22 protein-coding genes, 1 tRNA gene and 2 pseudogenes are annotated in these 17,007 nt (G+C 57.4%); 12 read left to right on the top strand and 13 right to left on the bottom strand.

What is annotated here, in order from left to right; all coding sequences use genetic code 11:
• Positions 1-278 precede the first annotated feature (278 nt).
• Both AKJ29_RS18480 and AKJ29_RS14220 read right to left on the bottom strand, forming a co-directional pair.
• A pseudogene (locus AKJ29_RS18480) lies at positions 279-1,283 on the bottom strand (recombinase family protein); the annotation flags it as partial.
• The gene (locus tag AKJ29_RS14220; RefSeq protein ID WP_055191912.1) at positions 1,283-1,588 is read right to left on the bottom strand and encodes a hypothetical protein; all 306 of its coding nucleotides are present in this window, start codon (positions 1,586-1,588) and stop codon (positions 1,283-1,285) included. The pseudogene AKJ29_RS18480 and the gene AKJ29_RS14220, both read right to left, overlap by 1 nt.
• Positions 1,589-1,665: 77 nt before the next feature.
• On the opposite strand from AKJ29_RS14220, the gene AKJ29_RS14215 reads away from it, so the two are divergent.
• From AKJ29_RS14215 to AKJ29_RS20350, 6 genes are all read left to right on the top strand, one after another.
• A complete protein-coding gene (locus AKJ29_RS14215; RefSeq protein WP_055191910.1) occupies positions 1,666-1,881 on the top strand; it encodes a phage head-tail joining protein in 216 nt (71 codons plus the stop codon).
• A gap of 3 nt (positions 1,882-1,884) precedes the next feature.
• A complete protein-coding gene (locus AKJ29_RS14210) occupies positions 1,885-2,214 on the top strand; it encodes a DUF2190 family protein (protein WP_055191908.1) in 330 nt (109 codons plus the stop codon).
• A gap of 22 nt (positions 2,215-2,236) precedes the next feature.
• Entirely contained in the window at positions 2,237-2,422 is a 186-nt protein-coding gene (locus AKJ29_RS14205; protein WP_139231383.1) for a hypothetical protein, read from the top strand.
• Positions 2,423-2,765: 343 nt separating this feature from the next.
• Positions 2,766-3,254: a phage terminase large subunit family protein gene (locus tag AKJ29_RS14200; protein WP_261172611.1), complete on the top strand. Its 489-nt coding sequence runs from the start codon at positions 2,766-2,768 to the stop codon at positions 3,252-3,254.
• A 914-nt stretch (positions 3,255-4,168) separates the two neighbouring features.
• Positions 4,169-4,849, top strand: coding sequence for a dsDNA nuclease domain-containing protein (locus tag AKJ29_RS14195; protein WP_055191904.1), 681 nt, complete (start codon positions 4,169-4,171; stop codon positions 4,847-4,849).
• Positions 4,850-4,877: 28 nt separating this feature from the next.
• Positions 4,878-5,003 (top strand): hypothetical protein, encoded by a 126-nt coding sequence (locus AKJ29_RS20350; protein WP_261172610.1) that lies wholly within the window; start codon positions 4,878-4,880, stop codon positions 5,001-5,003.
• A 279-nt stretch (positions 5,004-5,282) separates the two neighbouring features.
• Here AKJ29_RS20350 and AKJ29_RS14190 read toward each other — a convergent pair.
• Both AKJ29_RS14190 and AKJ29_RS19720 read right to left on the bottom strand, forming a co-directional pair.
• Positions 5,283-5,366 (bottom strand) — tRNA-Leu (locus AKJ29_RS14190).
• A gap of 36 nt (positions 5,367-5,402) precedes the next feature.
• The gene (locus AKJ29_RS19720) at positions 5,403-5,540 is read right to left on the bottom strand and encodes a hypothetical protein (protein ID WP_161805438.1); all 138 of its coding nucleotides are present in this window, start codon (positions 5,538-5,540) and stop codon (positions 5,403-5,405) included.
• Between the two features lie 110 nt (positions 5,541-5,650).
• Here AKJ29_RS19720 and AKJ29_RS19450 point away from each other — a divergent pair.
• A pseudogene (locus AKJ29_RS19450) lies at positions 5,651-6,136 on the top strand (IS3 family transposase); the annotation flags it as partial.
• 287 nt (positions 6,137-6,423) lie between these two features.
• Here the strand turns inward: AKJ29_RS19450 and AKJ29_RS14175 are convergent.
• From AKJ29_RS14175 to ypfJ, 4 genes are all read right to left on the bottom strand, one after another.
• Positions 6,424-7,776: a TRAP transporter large permease gene (locus AKJ29_RS14175; protein WP_055191898.1), complete on the bottom strand. Its 1,353-nt coding sequence runs from the start codon at positions 7,774-7,776 to the stop codon at positions 6,424-6,426.
• Positions 7,773-8,357: a TRAP transporter small permease gene (locus tag AKJ29_RS14170; protein ID WP_055191896.1), complete on the bottom strand. Its 585-nt coding sequence runs from the start codon at positions 8,355-8,357 to the stop codon at positions 7,773-7,775. Before AKJ29_RS14170 ends, AKJ29_RS14175 begins: the two co-directional genes overlap by 4 nt.
• 103 nt (positions 8,358-8,460) lie before the next feature.
• A complete protein-coding gene (locus AKJ29_RS14165) occupies positions 8,461-9,498 on the bottom strand; it encodes a TRAP transporter substrate-binding protein (protein ID WP_055191894.1) in 1,038 nt (345 codons plus the stop codon).
• Positions 9,499-9,753: 255 nt separating this feature from the next.
• On the bottom strand, positions 9,754-10,593 hold the full coding sequence (gene ypfJ, locus AKJ29_RS14160) for a KPN_02809 family neutral zinc metallopeptidase (RefSeq protein ID WP_055191892.1): 840 nt from the start codon (positions 10,591-10,593) through the stop codon (positions 9,754-9,756).
• A 153-nt stretch (positions 10,594-10,746) separates the two neighbouring features.
• Here ypfJ and AKJ29_RS14155 point away from each other — a divergent pair, with 153 nt between their 5' ends.
• Together AKJ29_RS14155 and AKJ29_RS14150 are read left to right on the top strand one after the other, a co-directional pair.
• Positions 10,747-11,325: a YqaA family protein gene (locus AKJ29_RS14155; protein WP_055191890.1), complete on the top strand. Its 579-nt coding sequence runs from the start codon at positions 10,747-10,749 to the stop codon at positions 11,323-11,325.
• A complete protein-coding gene (locus AKJ29_RS14150) occupies positions 11,322-11,801 on the top strand; it encodes a disulfide bond formation protein B (protein WP_235477574.1) in 480 nt (159 codons plus the stop codon). The genes AKJ29_RS14155 and AKJ29_RS14150 overlap by 4 nt, the downstream gene beginning before the upstream one ends.
• 80 nt (positions 11,802-11,881) lie before the next feature.
• Here AKJ29_RS14150 and AKJ29_RS14145 read toward each other — a convergent pair whose 3' ends face one another.
• Positions 11,882-12,625, bottom strand: coding sequence for an RNA methyltransferase (locus AKJ29_RS14145; RefSeq protein ID WP_055191889.1), 744 nt, complete (start codon positions 12,623-12,625; stop codon positions 11,882-11,884).
• Between the two features lie 141 nt (positions 12,626-12,766).
• Between AKJ29_RS14145 and AKJ29_RS14140 the strand changes: the two genes are divergently transcribed.
• Both AKJ29_RS14140 and AKJ29_RS14135 read left to right on the top strand, forming a co-directional pair.
• Positions 12,767-13,135, top strand: a complete 369-nt coding sequence (locus tag AKJ29_RS14140) for a TfoX/Sxy family protein (protein ID WP_409360042.1) — start codon at positions 12,767-12,769, stop codon at positions 13,133-13,135.
• Positions 13,136-13,237: 102 nt separating this feature from the next.
• Positions 13,238-13,882, top strand: a complete 645-nt coding sequence (locus AKJ29_RS14135; protein ID WP_055191885.1) for a thiamine phosphate synthase — start codon at positions 13,238-13,240, stop codon at positions 13,880-13,882.
• 92 nt (positions 13,883-13,974) lie between these two features.
• Here AKJ29_RS14135 and AKJ29_RS20345 read toward each other — a convergent pair whose 3' ends face one another.
• From AKJ29_RS20345 to AKJ29_RS14120, 4 genes are all read right to left on the bottom strand, one after another.
• Entirely contained in the window at positions 13,975-14,100 is a 126-nt protein-coding gene (locus AKJ29_RS20345) for an entericidin (protein WP_139231384.1), read from the bottom strand.
• 214 nt (positions 14,101-14,314) lie between these two features.
• The gene (olsA, locus tag AKJ29_RS14130) at positions 14,315-15,193 is read right to left on the bottom strand and encodes a lyso-ornithine lipid O-acyltransferase (protein WP_055191883.1); all 879 of its coding nucleotides are present in this window, start codon (positions 15,191-15,193) and stop codon (positions 14,315-14,317) included.
• On the bottom strand, positions 15,190-16,011 hold the full coding sequence (gene olsB / locus AKJ29_RS14125) for an L-ornithine N(alpha)-acyltransferase (protein ID WP_055191881.1): 822 nt from the start codon (positions 16,009-16,011) through the stop codon (positions 15,190-15,192). The genes olsA and olsB overlap by 4 nt, the downstream gene beginning before the upstream one ends.
• A gap of 113 nt (positions 16,012-16,124) precedes the next feature.
• A complete protein-coding gene (locus tag AKJ29_RS14120; protein ID WP_055191879.1) occupies positions 16,125-16,313 on the bottom strand; it encodes a DUF3553 domain-containing protein in 189 nt (62 codons plus the stop codon).
• 28 nt (positions 16,314-16,341) lie between these two features.
• Between AKJ29_RS14120 and AKJ29_RS14115 the strand changes: the two genes are divergently transcribed.
• The gene (locus tag AKJ29_RS14115) at positions 16,342-16,941 is read left to right on the top strand and encodes a histidine phosphotransferase family protein (RefSeq protein WP_055191877.1); all 600 of its coding nucleotides are present in this window, start codon (positions 16,342-16,344) and stop codon (positions 16,939-16,941) included.
• Positions 16,942-17,007: the final 66 nt, after the last annotated feature.

Raw genomic sequence — 17,007 nt, 5'->3', positions numbered from 1 at the left:
TTTTGCAGTTTTTCGTCTAAAATCAGCTTCTCACGCTCCATCTTTTCGATACGCTTTTCATAGGCTGTGATCAGGGTTGGGCTGTCTGCATCCACCAAACGATCCAGCAGGCCTTCGATTTGTTTTGCAAGTTTGTTGCGCTCCGTGCGGATCAGGCGTTTGTCAGCCTCCATCTGTCCCGCACGTTGCCCCCAAGCGTCCTTGAACATCTTGGTTGCCATCGAGAACATCCCCTCAGACGGCGTGAGGCTTTGCATCAATTCGTCGAACTCCCCTTCCAGCACATCACGACGGATTGATTTGCGATAGCTCGGGCATCCTTTGGCGTGGCAGAGGTAATACGGATGTTTCTTTCCCGACTTGCTGGTGGACCAGCAGGCCGTCAGAGGCGTGTTGCAGTCATCGCAGCACACGAAGCCCCGCAAAGGGAAGTCCGCGTTGATGTCCTTGCGAGCGGGCGCTCTGGCCCCGTCCTTGATCCGTTGCTGGATCAATTCATGGGTCTCAAGTGAGATCAGACCTTCATGATGGCCTTTGCGCAGTGAGACATCCCACTCGGGGATTTCGATATAGCCCGCAAAATGTATGCGGGTCATCAGACGAATGACCCGTTCAAAACGGATCGTGCCATCGGCAAAATCCTTCGGGAAAGCAGGTTTGGATTCCAGAAACCGTTTCACTTCGGCCTGTGTTTCAAAATGACCAGAGGCAAAACCTTCCAAGGCCTCTTGGATGATGGAGGCCAACGGTTCATCGCGCACCAGCATGTTGCCATGCCCTGCAACGCGTTCGTATTTGTACCCAATCGGCGCACGGAACACCCAATATCCATTGAGCGCACGGCCACGCATACGGTTCTTTGTTTGCTCACCATTTTTCTGCCGTTGGTGCTGAGACACAGACGCCAGTAGGTTTTCCACCAGAATGCTGTCACTGTCCTCACCGAATTCAATCGACGGGCTTTCCAGTTTGCCGCCAGCTTCGGCCAGCAGCGCCCGCAACTGCCAATGCCCAACCACATCACGGGCAAAGCGGTTGATGTCGTCAATGATGACGACGCAGGTTTCCTTTTGCGCTTTCAGATACGCCAGCAGGGCAATCATGGCAGGACGATCAGCATCACCACCTGATTTGTTGTCATTGAAGACCTCAAGCACCTCATAGCCCTTATACCGCGCGTATTCACGACAACGGCTTTCTTGCGACGCCAGCCCATCACCCTTCTTCAATTGAGCGACGCTCGAAACGCGGGCGTAAATGACAGCGTGTTGTTTTGTTTCCATTAAAGACTCCCTTCCTGTTGCGCGTCAGTCTCGGGGGCTGCGGCAGTTTCAAAAGTTGTTTTGGTATTGGGTAAGTTTAGCACATCCACAGCGGGCATTTCCGCCAAAGACACGTCTTTTCCACAGGCCTGTTGGACGGGGTGAACACCGAACCCAAGATCGACAAAGCTGACCATGATGGACCACAGAGCTTCGATCAGCTCGCGTTTGTGGTCATCCGAGATATCCTCATCCTCAAAAAATGGCAGATAGGCATCCCAATCAATCGTCAGGCGCGGCGGGGCCGTCTGGGACGTTCTGGGCATGGAGTTCCGCGTGGTGCTGGACTTCGGTTGCGGCGCTGTCGATTGGCGCGGCGCTTACATGAACGCGGGCGAATAATATGGCGACCGTGGCCGAACTTCAGAAAATGCGGGCGGACCTTTTGGCCGCCCGTGCTGGCGGGGTCCGGCGATTCCGGGACCAAAACGGCGAGGAAGTGGAATACCGCTCCGATGCCGAGATGGCCCGCGCGCTGGCCGCGCTGGACGCGGAAATCGCCGCCCAGACGGCCCGGCCTGCCTCCACCATCCACTTCAATATGAGCAAGGGAATCTGACCCATGAAGAACTACGTCCAACCCGGTGAGAATATCACCATCACCGCGACCGCCGCCGCCACGTCCGGCCAAGGCGTCCTTGTCGGCAACCTCTTTGGCATTGCTGCCGGGAATGCCGAGATCGGGGACACCCTCGACCTTGTGACCGTCGGTGTTTTCGACATGCCGAAAGTCTCGACCGACGTGCTGGCCGTGGGCGATTTCGTCTATTGGGATGATACCGCCAAGCTGGCGACCGCCGATGACGACACGGGCAACAATGAACTGATCGGCCTTGCCGTCACTGCCGCCGGGAACCCGTCGGGCACCGTCAACGTGCGTCTGAACGGCTAAGACGATGCGGGCGGCCACCACCATGCAAACGGACTTGGAGCGCCTTCGGGCGGCTCTTGAGACCGTTGCCAAGCTGGTGGTGGCCGATCCCGTCTATGCGCCGATTTTCAGCCGCCTAGAGGCCGAAATCGCGCAAGAGGAAGCCTTGCTGGCGAATGACGTGGTGGCCCGCGCTCGCGCGGTTGCCGCTCAAAGCGCCACCCGCTGAATCAGGTCCCGAACGTGGGCCAGCGAAGCCCCCTTGCCGTAACGCTCACGATCAAGGGCGTGGCCGAAAAGGTCGCGCCTGATCCGTTCATCTATCCGTAGCGTTCTTCGCATTGTGATGGCGCGGCGTACTCTGCGGCACGCCCCATCGCATAGGCGCTGACATGGACCAGCGCCGATTAGGCCGCGTCTTCGGGCGCGGCCTTTTTCTTAACCGAAGTGTTTCTTCAACCAGTCGTTCGTACCCTTAAACGCACGAGTGAATTGCGGTCTCTTGCTGAATTCGACGACCATAAGCTTATCGTCGTCGTCCATGTATGCGGCCAAATGATCCTTGATTTCCGTTGCTGTATTGTCCGCAGCAAGGCGACCCGGTGGAACTCGCCATGCGCCGCACCATGACCTTCGGCAATCGCCGGATCGTGCTGGCCTCCACGCCCGTTGACGCCGAGACCAGCCGGATTTTGCGGGCCTATGAGCAATCGGACCAGCGAGTCTTTGAAGTCCCGTGTCCCCATTGCGGCCAGTTCTCGGAAATCCTCTGGGCAGACATCAAATGGGACGCGGACAAGCCCGAGACGGCCCACTGGTGCTGTCCCTCTTGCGAAGGCCGGGTGGAAGACCGCCAGAAGGCCCAGATCGTCGCGGCGGGCCGCTGGCGGGCGCTCGCGCCCCATGTGGAGGGGCATATGATCCCCATCAATGAACTGGATTTCATATTCCTCAACGGGATCGCCGTAATCGTTGCGGTTGCTCTTTGCCTTGTCGGCATAGTCTTCAAGGCTCTCAAAATAGAACCCATTGGCGGTGATGTCATACGGTTGAGCGTGTAGTTGCGGCATTGTCTTGTCTCCTCTTCTTTGTTCTGACGGGTTGCGCATGCAACCGTCTGGCTTCCGCCGAGGAGCGGGGGTGCAAGGATCAAAGGTGCGGTCACGCAGGACCAGAGCCACGCGCAGGTGCAGCACAGCGAACCGAGCATGGCGAGGACCCACCCTTTGATCTGCGCGGGGGCAGCCGCCCTAGCTGTCATGGGGGTATTGGGGGAGCGGACAAGCTCCCCTGATTGGGGATCAATCGACCATAAGGATTGTGCATGGTTTGGTGCAGGTGGAGAGGTCACTTCTCCAAATCCTGCGAGGGGGTCACAAGGGGCGACGATACGCCCCTTGGTCGGGTTCAGCGTCGATACGCTGACGGCATTCAATCCGCGCAGGGTTGATCTATGGGGTGTTGGGGAGAGATGACATCTCCCCGACGAGGGATCAAACACAGATATGTTTGCATGGTCGTGACTGGCTCAATGCCAATCTCGACCATCAGCTTTGGGGGATACAACGGGGGAGCGCAGCAGCCCCCTTGTCAAGTCGAGGTGGTACTACCACCTCCATCTTGCGATCATACTTAGATCGGAAGTCGTCCGAAGGGGACGCAGCGCAAACGGGTCAACGACCCACATCTCGCAGCATACCTTAAGGCTGTAAGATGTCCGCAGGGTCGCAGCGGGAACGGGTCAGAGACCCACATCTCGCAGCACATCTTAGTGCTGTGAGACGGTCGCAGAAAAAGTGGGGCAACGGGCCACATCCCTTATCATCGCCAGTAGATCAGACAATAAAAGAAGCAAAACGGGCAATGGCAGAAGTCCAAATTACAAGTGTATGAATCAGCTCGACGAGCTTGTTCTTCGGATGCAAAATGTGCATGATTTTTGGAACTACTGTATTTATTTGAAAGAAAAATTTCGATGGCAACCGACATTAAGCCTACCCAGCTAACACGTACTGGGTATGAGTACCAAGATTTGGTCTGCATAGGCTTCATCATCGACTGGTACAATGATCCTCATAAGTACGAGTGGGTTCGGATTGAAGGAGATATTGAGCACGAAAAGTTAATGGGTCTCGACGACGTCATTTGTAAGAGGCTCGATGGTTCGTTCGAGCTTACACAGGTTAAATTTACGATTGATCCCACTCGCGACGATCTAGCTTTGAGCTTCGACTGGCTGCTTTCGAAGAAGAAAAGTGGGACCTCCATGCTCCAGAAATGGGCTCAAGATGTGCAAAACTTGTCCACATCTGGGAAGCTTGCATTCGCATCTTTGAGAACTAACCGCATTCCCAATCAAGAATTCAAAAATACACTTGTAGGAAAGTTGGTAGATTACAAAAAGCTGCCACAACCTGTAAAAGAGCAGTTTGACCTTCAACTAGGTGGTTCGCAGGAAGCCAAGAACTTTTGCGCGAATTTCAATTTTGCACACAGTGAGCAACTAATTAGCGATTTCGAAAGCAGGTTGCATGATCGGTTAGTACCTGATCACACGAACGAGGAAGGCTTTCACCGCCTTCAGAGAGCCATCCGCCAGTCAGCCAGCCGAGCGACATTTTTGAACATAAAGCCAGAACTGGAGCTAGTGAATTAGTCGAGAGACTGCTTGGGCTGCGCGCGAAATGCAAGCCAAGGACGCACTGGCTGTTGCAAAGCGCGAATTGATGGCACTCGACAAGCAAACCGACGCGCTTCTCGCGCGCATCGTCGAAACCACCAACGATGCCGTTTGCGTGCTTACGAGGTAAAAATCGCAGAACTCGACAAAACCCGTGTCCGATTGCAGGAAAAAGCGTCCCAAAGCCTGCCACCAAAGGGAAGGATGGACGAATTTATCGAAAACGCTCTCACATTCCTCGCAAACCCTTGGAAATTCTGGGAAACAGGTCAAACCACCTTGTAACGCACGGTGCTCAAACTGGCCTTCGCAGAGCGCCCGACATACACCCGAAATCAGAGTTTCCGAACACTAAAAACCACCTTACGATTCAAGGCTTTAGAGGGAGTTTTGGAGAAAAGAGAAGATATGGTGCGGGTGGTCGGACTCGAACCGACACTCCGTGAGGAAAGGGTGTTTGAGACCCTCGCGTCTACCATTCCGCCACACCCGCACTTGAATGGCTGTTTAGGGGAGACTTAGAGGGGCGTCAATAGGGGCGATACACATAAAGACCCGCAGCGATGAGGGTCATTGCGCCACCTACTTCAGGTGAGATCAGCCAAGCCCCAATTCCAAATACGAAGAGAGCCTTGCTGGTTTTCTGAATGATGGCATCACGGTCCACGAAGATTGGACCTGTCGCGGTTTGATGCCGCTCCTTTGATAGCATTTATTGCAACAAAAGGAGACGAACTATGAGACAGAAACGGTGCGGAGGAATTCCGGGCTGATGCGGTGCGGATCGCGCTGACGAGTGGGCTGACAAGGAAGCAGGTGGCGTCAGGTTTGGGCGTTGGCCTATCGACATTGAACAAGTGGGGCACGGCGCATCGCGACACTGAGGTGGTGTCGGACAAAGACCTCGATCTTGCCCGAGAGAATGAACGGCTTCGACGGGAGAACCGCATTCTCAAGGAGGAGAGGGAGATCCTAAAAAAGGCCACGGCCTTCTTCGCGGGCCCAAAGCCATGAGGTTTAGGTTCATCCACTGCCCGGCAGGGTCATGTGCAGCATGATCCCGAGAGGGGAAGAGCATACCGCGATTTCCCGACCAACCGTCTTTGCCAGGTTCTGGATGTCAGCGAACGCGGCTTACGTGCCTATCGCAGCCGCCCGGCCAGTCGAAGACAGCGAACGGACATGGTATTGTTGGCCCATATCAAGGAACAATCCCGACCCAGCCTGGGCTGCTACGGCCGTCCACGCATAACCGAAACGCTTTAGGGTAAGGGAGGGAGGTTGCAAAGTGCAGCTATATCAGTAGCACGCACGATATTTGTGCCGATGTTGTGAGGGGCATTCCCGCGAGCGGAGAGACGCTGCAGTGCGGCAACCAAGGCTTTTTAATCCCCTGCGTCTACCATTCCGCCACTTGGGCACTTCACATCGGATACAATCGCCACGCGGGGAGGTCAACGGGGGAAATTGCGGTTTTTGGATAAAGTATGACCCCGCTTCGGTTTTTCACGAAACGGGGTCACGCTGGCGCCAGGGGCAACACCTTTGGATCAGAACAACACACCGACCAGCCAGAGGGTGATGCCCGGAAAGGCCACCAGAACCACGACGCGGATCAGGTCGGACAGGACAAACGGGGCCACACCTCGATAGGTCTGCGCCATGGGAATATCGCGCGCCATCGAGTTGATGATAAAAAGGTTCATCCCCACAGGCGGCGTGATCAGCCCTACCTCCACCACGATCAGCGCAAGGATACCAAACCAGATCCCGGCTTCTTCCGGGGTCAGCCCGAAATCGAGCACTTCAATGATCGGGTAAAAGATCGGGATGGTCAGCAGGATCATCGACAGGCTGTCCATCACGCAGCCAAAGATCAGGTAGGCCACCAGCATCATCACCAGCACCAGAAGCGGCGCATATCCCTGCCCAGCCACCCATTCGGCCAGCTGCTGCGGCGCTTGGGTAAAGGCGAGGAAGGAATTGAAGATCTGCGCCCCCAGCACGATGAAAAAGATCATTGCCGTGGATTGCGCCGTGGCGAGGACAGATTGCAGGAACCCTTTCCAGGTCAGCCCGCCTGTCATCACCCCATAAAGCCCGGTGGCAACGGCCCCCACGGCCGCGCCTTCAGTGGGGGTAAACAGCGCCTGCACGCCGGCCTTGCTCCAGTTCCAGTCACCGGCAATCCCGCCCATGACCAGTCCGAAAATCAGCACAACGGGCCAGATCGACAGGAGCGTCTTGAACCGATGGGCATATGGCACACGTTCCGCCGTGGTGGCGCTGTCCGGGTTGATGCGCACCATGACTGCCACGGTCAGCATATACCCAAGGGCGGCCAGAATGCCCGGAACAAGCGCTGCGATGAACATCTTGACGATGTTCTGCTCGGTCAGGATCGCGTAGATCACCAAGATCACCGAGGGCGGAATGAGGATGCCCAACGTGCCGCCCGCGGCCAGAACGCCGGTGGACAAAGCGTCAGAATAGCCGCGTTTGCGCATTTCCGGCAGGGCCACCTGCCCCATGGTTGAGGCCGTAGCCAGCGACGATCCGCAAACCGCGCCAAAGCCTGCACAGGCACCAACGGCCGCCATCGCCACACCGCCTTTGCGATGCCCCAGCCAGTCGGATGCCGCATTGAACAGCGCCCCGGACATGCCGGATTTGGTGGCAAATTGCCCCATCAGCAAAAACAGCGGCACAATCGACAGGGAATAAGAGCTGAACGTGTCATAAGACAGCGTTTTCAACTGGCTCAGCGTCACCTTCGGGTGCCCCATCATATACCAGATCCCAAAAAACCCGGTCAGCCCCATTGCCAGACCAATCGGCAGGCGAAGGAAGATCGCCAGAAGCATGAGCGCAAAGGCGAGGATGGCAAGTTCGATACCGGTCATACGTGGCTCTCCTTGCCATCCAGAACCCAATTGAGCGATCGCCACATGGTATAGGTGGCGACAACAAAGAAGAACGCGGCCCCGATGGTGCACAGACCAAACGGGATCCACAGCGGCACTTCCAGTTCATAAGAGCTTTCCGCAAAGAAGGGCTTGGACCCGAGGCCAAACAGGGTGCGGAACGTGTCAGAGCCATAGGGGAATTTCTCACCAAACCCGAGCCAGAGACGCCACAGGATGATAAACGCCGCACCGGTCAGGAAAACATCGCCGATAAACCCCAACAGGGCCTGCTTGCGGTCGGACAGGCGCGAGATGAAAATATCAACCGTCACGTGGCCGCGCTTGTACTGACACCAGGGCATGAAGGCGAAAACCGCCACGGCACAGCCCATTTCAACGATTTCAAAATCCCCTTTGATCGGGGTCAGCCCAAAGCCTGACAAGGCCCGCCCGACGATGGATATGACGGTGGTCATGGCGATGGCGACCAGCACGGCGCCCCCTGAATAGGCCATCCAGCGACTTAGAAATTCCATCAGGCGACCAACGCGCTGCTCTGCGGATCTGGCGATTGCCATGATGCCCCCTCCCTCTTTCTCGACCCGCTATGTTTCGGGTGGTTCTCAAGAAAACTCCGGGCAGGCATCTCGGCCTGCCCGGAGGGATGTGTTTATTAGCGGATCACTGATCGGAATATTTTGCGACCAGGGCCTTGGCGTCGGCCACCATGCCCGCACCGTCCAGACCTTTTGAGGTCATGTCGGCGGCCCAGGCTTCGATCTGGGCATCCCCGATCGCCTTGATCTCGGCCACCTGTTCGGCGCTCAGCTCATGGATCTTGTTGTCGGTTCCGGCAACAATCTCACGCCCGATCACATCCCCTTTGTCAAAAGAGGCCCCTGCCCAGGCCGAGGTTTCCAGGCCTGAGTTGGCGTCGATCACGGCTTTCAGATCATCCGGCAGGCTGGCATAGGTGTCCTTGTTCATCGCCCAGATGAAGAAGGTGTTGTAAAGCGACCGGTCGCCCGGGATCTCGGTGTGACTGTCGGCAAGCTCATGCACTTTCAGGGGCGGTACGATTTCCCACGGGATCACGCCCCCTTCGACCACACCTTTCGACAGGCTTTCCGGGAAGGTCGGCAGCGGCATGCCAACCGGGGTCGCCCCCAGCGTTTCAAACAGCGCATTTGCCTGACGCGACGGTCCACGCAGTTTCAGCCCCTCAAAATCGGACAATTGCATGACCGGCTCGCCTTTTTTGTGGATCACGCCCGGACCGTGCACGTGCGTGGCCAGAAGTTTGACGTCGCCCATCCGCTCCATCAGGTATTTCTCTGAAAACTCCCAGGCGGCTTTCGACGATGCCGCGGCGTTGCGTCCGGTCATGAAGGGCAGTTCAAAGGCTTCGGCTTCGGGGAAACGGCCCGGCGTATAGGCGGGCAATGCCCAGCCACAATCAATCACGCCATCACGGATCTGATCATAAAGCGCCTGCGGCTTCCCCCCCAGCTGCATCGCCGGGTAAAGCTCGACCTTGATGCGGCCACCGCTGTCTTTCTCTACCTTCTCGGCCCAGGGTGCCATGAAATAGAGCGGGGTCGAGCCCTTTGGCGGCAGGAAGTGCTGGCAGCGCAGGGTCACTTCCTGGGCAAAACTGGCACTGGCCGAGGCCCCAAGAGCCACGACACCGACAAGAGCGGATTTCAAGGTTAGTTTCATTTCGTTCCTCCCAAAACGCATGTATTTCACAGCCCGGCCCCGGTGCTCCTCTTACTGCCGTGACCGATCCGTCTTTGTGATAAGAGCAGGCTTGACGCTCTTAGGCAAGCACTTTCGACCGATCAGTCGGCTTTGCTTACCCTCTTGCCCGCATTCAAAGCAGGAATTCGTTGCATAAGCAACATTTTTCTTAACGCGTTATATTTCGAAAGATTCCGAACGGATTTTGCAAAACTCTCCCGTGATAATCCCTGTCTACAGCCTGTTGGCCGAAAAGGTATCACAGGCCTGAATGTCACCCGTGCCGTATCCGCGCTCGAACCAGGCGGCGCGCTGGGCGGAACTGCCATGGGTGAAAGTATGCGGCATCGGGGTGCGCCCCGCATTGCGCTGAAGCGTGTCATCGCCAATCTGACGGGCCGCATTCACCGCCTCTTGCAGATCGCCCCGTTCCAGCGTTCCGAATTTCTGTTCGGCCTCCCGCGCCCAAAGCCCCGAGAAACAATCAGCCTGCAACTCGATCCGCACCGAAATCGCATTGCTTTCCTCCTGGCTGACCTGTTGGCGCACGCGATTGGCTTTTCCAAGGATCCCCAGCTCGTTTTGCACGTGATGGGCCACCTCATGCGCCACGACATAAGCCGCCGCAAAATCCCCCCTGGCCCCCAATTGCCGGGACAAGGTGGTGAAAAATGCCGTATCGAGATAGACTTTGCGGTCCCCCGGACAATAAAACGGTCCAGTTGCGCCCGAGGCCCCGCCACAGGGGCTTTGCGTCACCCCTTTGTACAAAACCAGCGTCACCGGGTTATAAGCGGCCCCGAGCTGGTCGCGAAAAATCCCTGACCAGACCTCCTCCGTATCCGCAAGCGTGACGGACATAAACTCCCCGGCTTGCCGGTCCGCCTCCGAAATCTCGACCTGTTGTGGGGCTTGCGGTGACAGGCTGTCCTGCAGCAAAGGGGTGACATCGACCCCGGTGAAATAGCCGATCGCGAGCACCGCGAGAATGCCGAAGCCCCCCGCGCGCCCCCCCCCCCCGGCCCGCCGCCGATCTTCGATATTGCGGCTGCCGCGCCGTCCCTTCCACTTCATGATACTCTCCCACAGTGAACTCACGATCAGTTTACCCGACCTTTTCCCGGTCACAAGCCCGCATGGCGCAACAAGGCTTGACCTCATCCCTTGCGCATGTTTCGTGGTGCCCAACACCGAATGGGACTTCAGGCAGATAAGCTGAGAGCGGGTATGATCAGGCGTCTTTACAACTGGACAATGGGGCTTGCGGAACATCCGCGCGCGCTTTGGGCGCTGGCCATTGTGGCCTTTCTGGAAAGCTCGGTCTTTCCCATTCCGCCCGATATTCTGATGATCCCGATGATCATCGCCGCCCCGCGCAAAGCCTTTGTGATCGCAGCTGTGGCCCTGGTCGCCTCGGTTCTGGGCGGGATGTTCGGCTATCTGATCGGATGGGGCGTGTTTGAAAGCGTGGGACGTCCGGTGCTGGAATTCTATGGCAAGACCGACAGTTTCGACAGCTTTGCCCAGACTTATAATGACTGGGGGGCCTGGGCGGTGCTGATCGCGGGGGTCACCCCGTTCCCTTACAAGGTGATCACCATCCTCTCGGGTTCCACCGGGCTTAACTTTACCGTCTTCATGGTGGCCTCGGTGATTGCACGCGGCCTGCGCTTTTTCATCGTTGCGGGGCTGTTGTGGAAGTTTGGCGCCCCTATACGAGACTTTATCGAACGCCGTCTTGGTCTTGTCTTTACCGTCTTTATCGTGCTCCTTTTCGGGGGCTTCTATCTGGTGAAATACCTATGAACATGATCCGCAACCTGACCTTCACCCAACTTGTGGCACTTGCGACGCTGGGGTCGATCCTTGTGCTTGGCGGGGCTTTCGCCTTTCAGGCGCTTGGCTACACGCCCTGTAAACTGTGCCTGTGGCAGCGCTGGCCACATGCAGCGGCCATTGCGCTGGGTGGCGCGGCGATTGCCACGCAAAAACGTATCATTGCCTGGCTTGGCGCCCTGTCGGCGCTGACCACCTCCGGCATCGGATTTTATCATTCCGGGGTTGAGCGCAAACTCTGGGAGGGGCCAAGCTCCTGCTCGGGCGGGTCGTCCATTGGCGAACTGTCGCAGGAGGAGTTGCTGAACTCAATCCTCACCGCCCCGCTGGTGCGGTGTGATGAAATCCCGTGGGAGCTGTTCGGCGTGACCATGGCCAACCTGAACGCGCTGGGCTCTCTGGTGCTGGCCGGGATCTGGGTCATGGCCGCACGCAAGGCAACCTGATCGCGCGCATTGCCCCAAAGGCGCCCAGCCGAAGACAACATTGGACCGGCTGGGCCGTTCGTTTCAGAGGGGCAATAAGGTTATTTGCCGTCGATTTTGCGTAAAAGCTGACGCAGGATCCCGTGGAACATTTGCACATCCTGCCGGGTCAGCGGCATGCGGCTCCACATATTGCGCAGGGCAACCTTCATCACCTCAGCCTTGGTATCAGGGAAAAAGAACCCGTGTTCATCCAGCCGGGTTTCATAATGCTCAGCCAGCTTGTCCACCTCGATCACCGTGGCGGTCTCTGTCGTGGGCATCGACAGAACCTCATGCTGCACATCAACCGACTGACGACGGAATTCATAAGCAGTCAGAAGCACACATTGCGCCAGGTTCAGAGAGGCAAATTGCGGGTTCACCGGCACGGTGATGATTGCATTGGCCACCGCCACATCCTCGTTCTCCAGCCCGGTGCGCTCAGGGCCGAACAGGACCGCCACCTTGCGTCCCTCGCGCTGCATCTGGCGGGTGTATTCCATCGCCGCTTCCGGGCTGAAAATCGGCTTGCTCAATTCCCGTGACCGGGCGGTGGTGGCAAAGACAAAGTCACAATCCCCCACCGCATCAGCCACGCTGTCATGCACCGTTGCGCCATCCAGAACCCGCCCGGCCCCCGAGGCCATGGCCACCGCATCCGGGTTCGGCCAGCCGTCCCGCGGGGCGACAACCCGCATCCGCTCCAACCCGAAATTCAGCATTGCCCGCGCAGCCGAACCGATATTCTGGCCCATTTGTGGGCGTACCAGCACAATTGCGGGATCAGGACCCATTTCGCTCATGACCAAAACCTTTCCAAAACGTCGCGCCGTGATACGCTGGCCCCGACCCGAATTGCAAGGAGGCGCCATGGCCTAAAGCGTTTCGGGATAAACTTGACACACATGCTTATTCCGAAACGCCCACAACATTGATATCTCGTACTGCGTTTCGACTTTTCCCTGTCTCAGGTTAAAGTCGAAACGCTTTATGATACGGAAACCTACGAAATCCTTGCTCGGGATCTGCTTGGGCTGCCCGACATTTCGGAAAAGAAGATGTTTGGCGGTGTGGCCTTCCTGCTGGCAGGAAACATGCTGTGCGGCGTGCACAAAAACGGGGCGATGTATCGCGTTGGCCAGGATAATGAGGGGCTTGCCCTGGCGCTGGACGGGGTGGTGCCGATGGCATTCACCGGGCGCCGGATGGGGGGATTTGTCGATGTCTCTCCCGACGCGCTGGAAAACGACCAGACCCGTGCGCAGCTTTTGCAACTGGCACAGGGGTTTGTCGCCACTTTGCCCGCCAAATAGACCTCCTGAGAGAGGTCACGCCACCCGCCTCTTGCAAAATATGCGATTTGGCTCAATAAGCGCAAAAAGAATTGGGACGGACCACCCGGAAAGGATCATGATATGGCTGAAGCACAAGAGTTGGAACGCCCGCAGATCTACCTGCTGACCCCGCCTGAATTCGAATTGTCGACCTTCCCCACCGATCTGGCCCGTGTGCTTGACAGTGCCGAAATCGCCTGCCTGCGCCTGACGCTGGCCACCTCGGATGAGGACCGGATCATGCGCGCCGCAGATGTCTGCCGCGAAGTGGCCCATGCGCGCGACGTGCCGATCGTGATTTCGGAACATGCCCTGATGGTGGAACGCCTTGGGCTGGACGGGGTCCATCTGGGCGATGGCGCGCGCCGCGTGCGCAAGACCCGCACCGATCTGGGGCAGGATGCCATTGTTGGTGCTTATTGCACCAATTCCCGCCACGAAGGCATGAATGCAGGCGAAAACGGCGCGGATTATATCAGCTTTGGCCCCGCAGGCCTGTCCACCCTTGGCGATGGCACCCGCGCAGAGGCCGAGCTGTTTGGCTGGTGGAGCGAGATGATCGAAGTGCCGGTTGTGGCCGAGGGGGCGCTCGATGCAGATATCATCCGCGCCCTGACCCCGATCACCGACTTTTTTGCCATCGGAGAAGAGATCTGGCGCATGGAAGATCCCGTGGCCGCGCTGAAAACCCTGATCAACGCCATGGACGAGGGACTGGCTGGTTGATCAGACCACAGACAAGAGCGCGAAAATTCCCCCGTTTTGCTGACAGGCAGGCGGGGGTTTTCATTTTCAGCAGATGAAATGCGAAAAACCGCTCAGAACCAGCCCTGCACGGTCTCGGCCCCGGAATGCACATCCCGTGACGCGCCCTTGACCGTTTCACACCCCGCCAGAGCCACCATCGCCAACAGGCAGGACATCATCGCAAATCGTTTTGTCATCTTTTTCACCCTAAAGCGTTTCGTGATAAACCTGAGACATGGTTTACCACGAAACGCCCGCATTATTGATCTCTCTTGCCACGTTTCGGTTTTACCCTTTGTCAAGTTAAAGCCGAAACGCTTTATTGATGTGACAGATATACCCGACAGCTGTTCTTGGCATATCCTTTCCCCAGCAATCTAGCGGCAAAATTCCGCTTGGAAAACCGGCAATTCAGGGTTGGTGCACGCTGCCCAGATCCGCCAGCACCTCGGGATCCGTGGTTTCGACGTCCAACTCTCCCAGCCCGTTGCGCACCTCATGTTCGCAATGGGCCGCCAGAGCCTTGCGGCTCGAAAAATCAGTCACCTTGACCGGTTTGTGATAGACCACCTCAACCCGGCCCTGACGCCGTGCCGCCAGAGTTTGCAGCAGATGCGGGGCAAAAGCCATATCCCCCCACCAACCATAAAAGCGCGGGTCTTCTCCTTCGGGGGCAAAATACCGCACCGTAACCGGCTGAACCCACATGAAATTGCGCAGTTCCGGCGCAAAGAACGCCGCGAAAAGCGTTGATTTAAAAGGAAGAACGCGGCGTGCGTCCGATGATGTGCCCTCAGGGAAGAACAAAAGCTTATGCCCTGCGGACAGACGATCCCGAAATATCCCGATCTGGCTGGCCGCTTCTTTACGGTCACGTTTGATGAACACCGTACCGGTCGCGCGGGCCAGCCAGCCGATCCCGGGCCATGAAGCGACCTCGGCCTTTGACACGAAATAAACGCGTTTCTTGGCGTTGAGGGCAAAGATATCAAGCCACCCCCCGTGATTGGCCACCACCGCGCCCTTTTCGCGCATTTGCCCACCACGCGCGGAAAACGGGATGCCCAGCACGAAAAACGCCGATCGACAGACAAACTGCGTGATATAAGGGGTGATCGGACGATGCAGCCCAAACAAGGGGCGCTCAATCAGGCGCACAAGCAGCAGCACCAGCAGGCCTCCAAAGACGAGAATGGCCAGAGGCACGCCGCGCAGGACAGCCCGAATGCCGCCTGCCCATCCGGGACGAAACGCCCCCGGTTCCTCTTCCCCACGCCAAAGAGCGGTCATGTCTTCTGCTCCGTATTTCTGGGGCCCGTATTTTTGGGGCCGGTCTTACCCTCGGTGTAATAGGCTTTGTGCTTGGCGCTCATCCGCTTTGTATCCATGATCAGGCAGACATCGGTGGTGTTGAAACCGTGATCGACAAAGGCCCCGTCTCCCACAAACCCACCGACACGCAGATAGGCCTTGATCAGCGCAGGCACCGCGCGCATGGCGGCAGGCCGGTCGATCTGATCTTCGGGCAACAGGTTCATGGATTGATAGACGTCACGCTGCGCCGTGGTCCGCAGCTCTGGCGGGGCCAGATGGCGATGATGCAGCAGGGACAAAGGCCCCTTCAAGGCGTCGATATCCGTGCCATGGAACGAGGCGACCCCGAACAGGATTTCAATTTCATGTTCAGCGACATAGCTGGCTAGGCCGTTCCACAGATGCAGCATGGCGGTGCCGCCACGATAATCGGGATGCACGCAGGATCGCCCAAGTTCCAGAAGTTTCCGACCCGAGGTTTTGAGCACGGTCAGATCATATTCATCCTCGGAATAGAACCGGCCCGGACCGCCCTGCTCTGCTGTCATCCGCTCGTCCCGCATCAGGCGATACACCCCAACCGCAGGTGACCCCGCGCGCGCGTGGTCAAACAGAATCAGGTGATCGAAATAGGGATCGAACACATCTTTTTCCAGCTTCTGGTCGTGGTCCACCAGCGGGCCGCCGCTGCCCAGTTCCCGCACAAACACATCATAGCGCAAACGCTGGGCTGCGCGCAGATCCGCCGTATCACGCGCCAATCTCAGCTCAAACACAGGCTCTGCCCCTTGCATGTTTCTTTGACCTCATACGCCGGCACCGGTTTCCAACGCGGTTTTACGCCGAGCCCTTACGCGATGCAACGCCGCCACGCACACGCATTGGTTGCTGCTTCTTAACCAATTGTCTAGGATTGAGTGTCATCACTATCGAAAACCGGCATGAGCTCTACCACGTTCGTATCAATTACCTGTTTGCCGACATGTTCAAAATTGGCGGTCACCTTGCCACCAATATTGCTTTGCACCTGCCCAAGCCCCCAATCAGGCTGCATGGGATGGCGCACGAGCATCCCCGGTTCCAGAAGTGAATTCATATTTAGCCTTTCCTGACAGGAGCACCCCATGACCACCGAGACCAGAGACCTGACCGCCCTGATCGGATCACGGATCTGCCATGACCTTATCAGCCCTTTGGGCGCAATCAGCAATGGGGTTGAGCTTTTGCAGTTGTCTGGCCTTGGGGACAGCCCGGAGATGGCTCTGATCTCGGAAAGTGTGCAGAATGCCAATGCAAGGATCCGGTTTTTCCGCGTGGCCTTCGGATCTGCCAATGACAGGCAAAATGTGGCTGAACGCGAAATCCGTGCGGTGCTTTCTGCGGGATGCGAAGGGCGCAGGGTTGAAATTCTCTGGAACCCGGTTGGCGATCAGCCGCGCGGTCAGGTCAAGCTCGCATTTCTTGTCCTGCAATGTATGGAAACGGCAATGCCCTGGGGCGGCAAGATCGTGGTGACGGAACAGGACGGACATTGGAGCCTCTGGGCCGAGGCCGACCGGTTCAACACAGATCCTGCACTTTGGGCGCTGATTACCAAGCCGGACCAAACCACCAATGTTCTGCCCGCGCAGGTTCATTATGCCCTGATTGCACCGGAACTGGCGCGGCAGGGACGCCAGGCCGAGGTCACCCTGACTGACAGTTCGATCAACGTGATATTCTGACGTAAATTTTGCGCTGCGCGCAATGCCTCCGGCGGAGGTATTTGGCGCAAGAAAAAGGGCGCTGGA

Source organism: Aliiroseovarius crassostreae, assembly GCF_001307765.1.
Lineage (GTDB): Bacteria > Pseudomonadota > Alphaproteobacteria > Rhodobacterales > Rhodobacteraceae > Aliiroseovarius > Aliiroseovarius crassostreae.
Note: the sequence above shows the minus strand (reverse complement) of the source record. Positions and strands in the feature narration are given on the sequence as shown.

What these genes read in the sequence shown, in the direction of transcription:
- AKJ29_RS14220 (WP_055191912.1), bottom strand. Translation starts at nt 1,588, where the DNA reads ATGCCCAGAACGTCCCAGACGGCCCCGCCGCGCCTGACGATTGATTGG.
- AKJ29_RS14215 (WP_055191910.1), top strand. Translation starts at nt 1,666, where the DNA reads ATGGCGACCGTGGCCGAACTTCAGAAAATGCGGGCGGACCTTTTGGCC.
- AKJ29_RS14210 (WP_055191908.1), top strand. Translation starts at nt 1,885, where the DNA reads ATGAAGAACTACGTCCAACCCGGTGAGAATATCACCATCACCGCGACC.
- AKJ29_RS14205 (WP_139231383.1), top strand. Translation starts at nt 2,237, where the DNA reads ATGCAAACGGACTTGGAGCGCCTTCGGGCGGCTCTTGAGACCGTTGCC.
- AKJ29_RS14195 (WP_055191904.1), top strand. Translation starts at nt 4,169, where the DNA reads ATGGCAACCGACATTAAGCCTACCCAGCTAACACGTACTGGGTATGAG.
- AKJ29_RS20350 (WP_261172610.1), top strand. Translation starts at nt 4,878, where the DNA reads ATGCAAGCCAAGGACGCACTGGCTGTTGCAAAGCGCGAATTGATGGCA.
- AKJ29_RS14175 (WP_055191898.1), bottom strand. Translation starts at nt 7,776, where the DNA reads ATGACCGGTATCGAACTTGCCATCCTCGCCTTTGCGCTCATGCTTCTG.
- AKJ29_RS14170 (WP_055191896.1), bottom strand. Translation starts at nt 8,357, where the DNA reads ATGGCAATCGCCAGATCCGCAGAGCAGCGCGTTGGTCGCCTGATGGAA.
- AKJ29_RS14165 (WP_055191894.1), bottom strand. Translation starts at nt 9,498, where the DNA reads ATGAAACTAACCTTGAAATCCGCTCTTGTCGGTGTCGTGGCTCTTGGG.
- ypfJ (WP_055191892.1), bottom strand. Translation starts at nt 10,593, where the DNA reads ATGAAGTGGAAGGGACGGCGCGGCAGCCGCAATATCGAAGATCGGCGG.
- AKJ29_RS14155 (WP_055191890.1), top strand. Translation starts at nt 10,747, where the DNA reads ATGATCAGGCGTCTTTACAACTGGACAATGGGGCTTGCGGAACATCCG.
- AKJ29_RS14150 (WP_235477574.1), top strand. Translation starts at nt 11,322, where the DNA reads ATGAACATGATCCGCAACCTGACCTTCACCCAACTTGTGGCACTTGCG.
- AKJ29_RS14145 (WP_055191889.1), bottom strand. Translation starts at nt 12,625, where the DNA reads ATGAGCGAAATGGGTCCTGATCCCGCAATTGTGCTGGTACGCCCACAA.
- AKJ29_RS14135 (WP_055191885.1), top strand. Translation starts at nt 13,238, where the DNA reads ATGGCTGAAGCACAAGAGTTGGAACGCCCGCAGATCTACCTGCTGACC.
- AKJ29_RS20345 (WP_139231384.1), bottom strand. Translation starts at nt 14,100, where the DNA reads ATGACAAAACGATTTGCGATGATGTCCTGCCTGTTGGCGATGGTGGCT.
- olsA (WP_055191883.1), bottom strand. Translation starts at nt 15,193, where the DNA reads ATGACCGCTCTTTGGCGTGGGGAAGAGGAACCGGGGGCGTTTCGTCCC.
- olsB (WP_055191881.1), bottom strand. Translation starts at nt 16,011, where the DNA reads ATGCAAGGGGCAGAGCCTGTGTTTGAGCTGAGATTGGCGCGTGATACG.
- AKJ29_RS14120 (WP_055191879.1), bottom strand. Translation starts at nt 16,313, where the DNA reads ATGAATTCACTTCTGGAACCGGGGATGCTCGTGCGCCATCCCATGCAG.
- AKJ29_RS14115 (WP_055191877.1), top strand. Translation starts at nt 16,342, where the DNA reads ATGACCACCGAGACCAGAGACCTGACCGCCCTGATCGGATCACGGATC.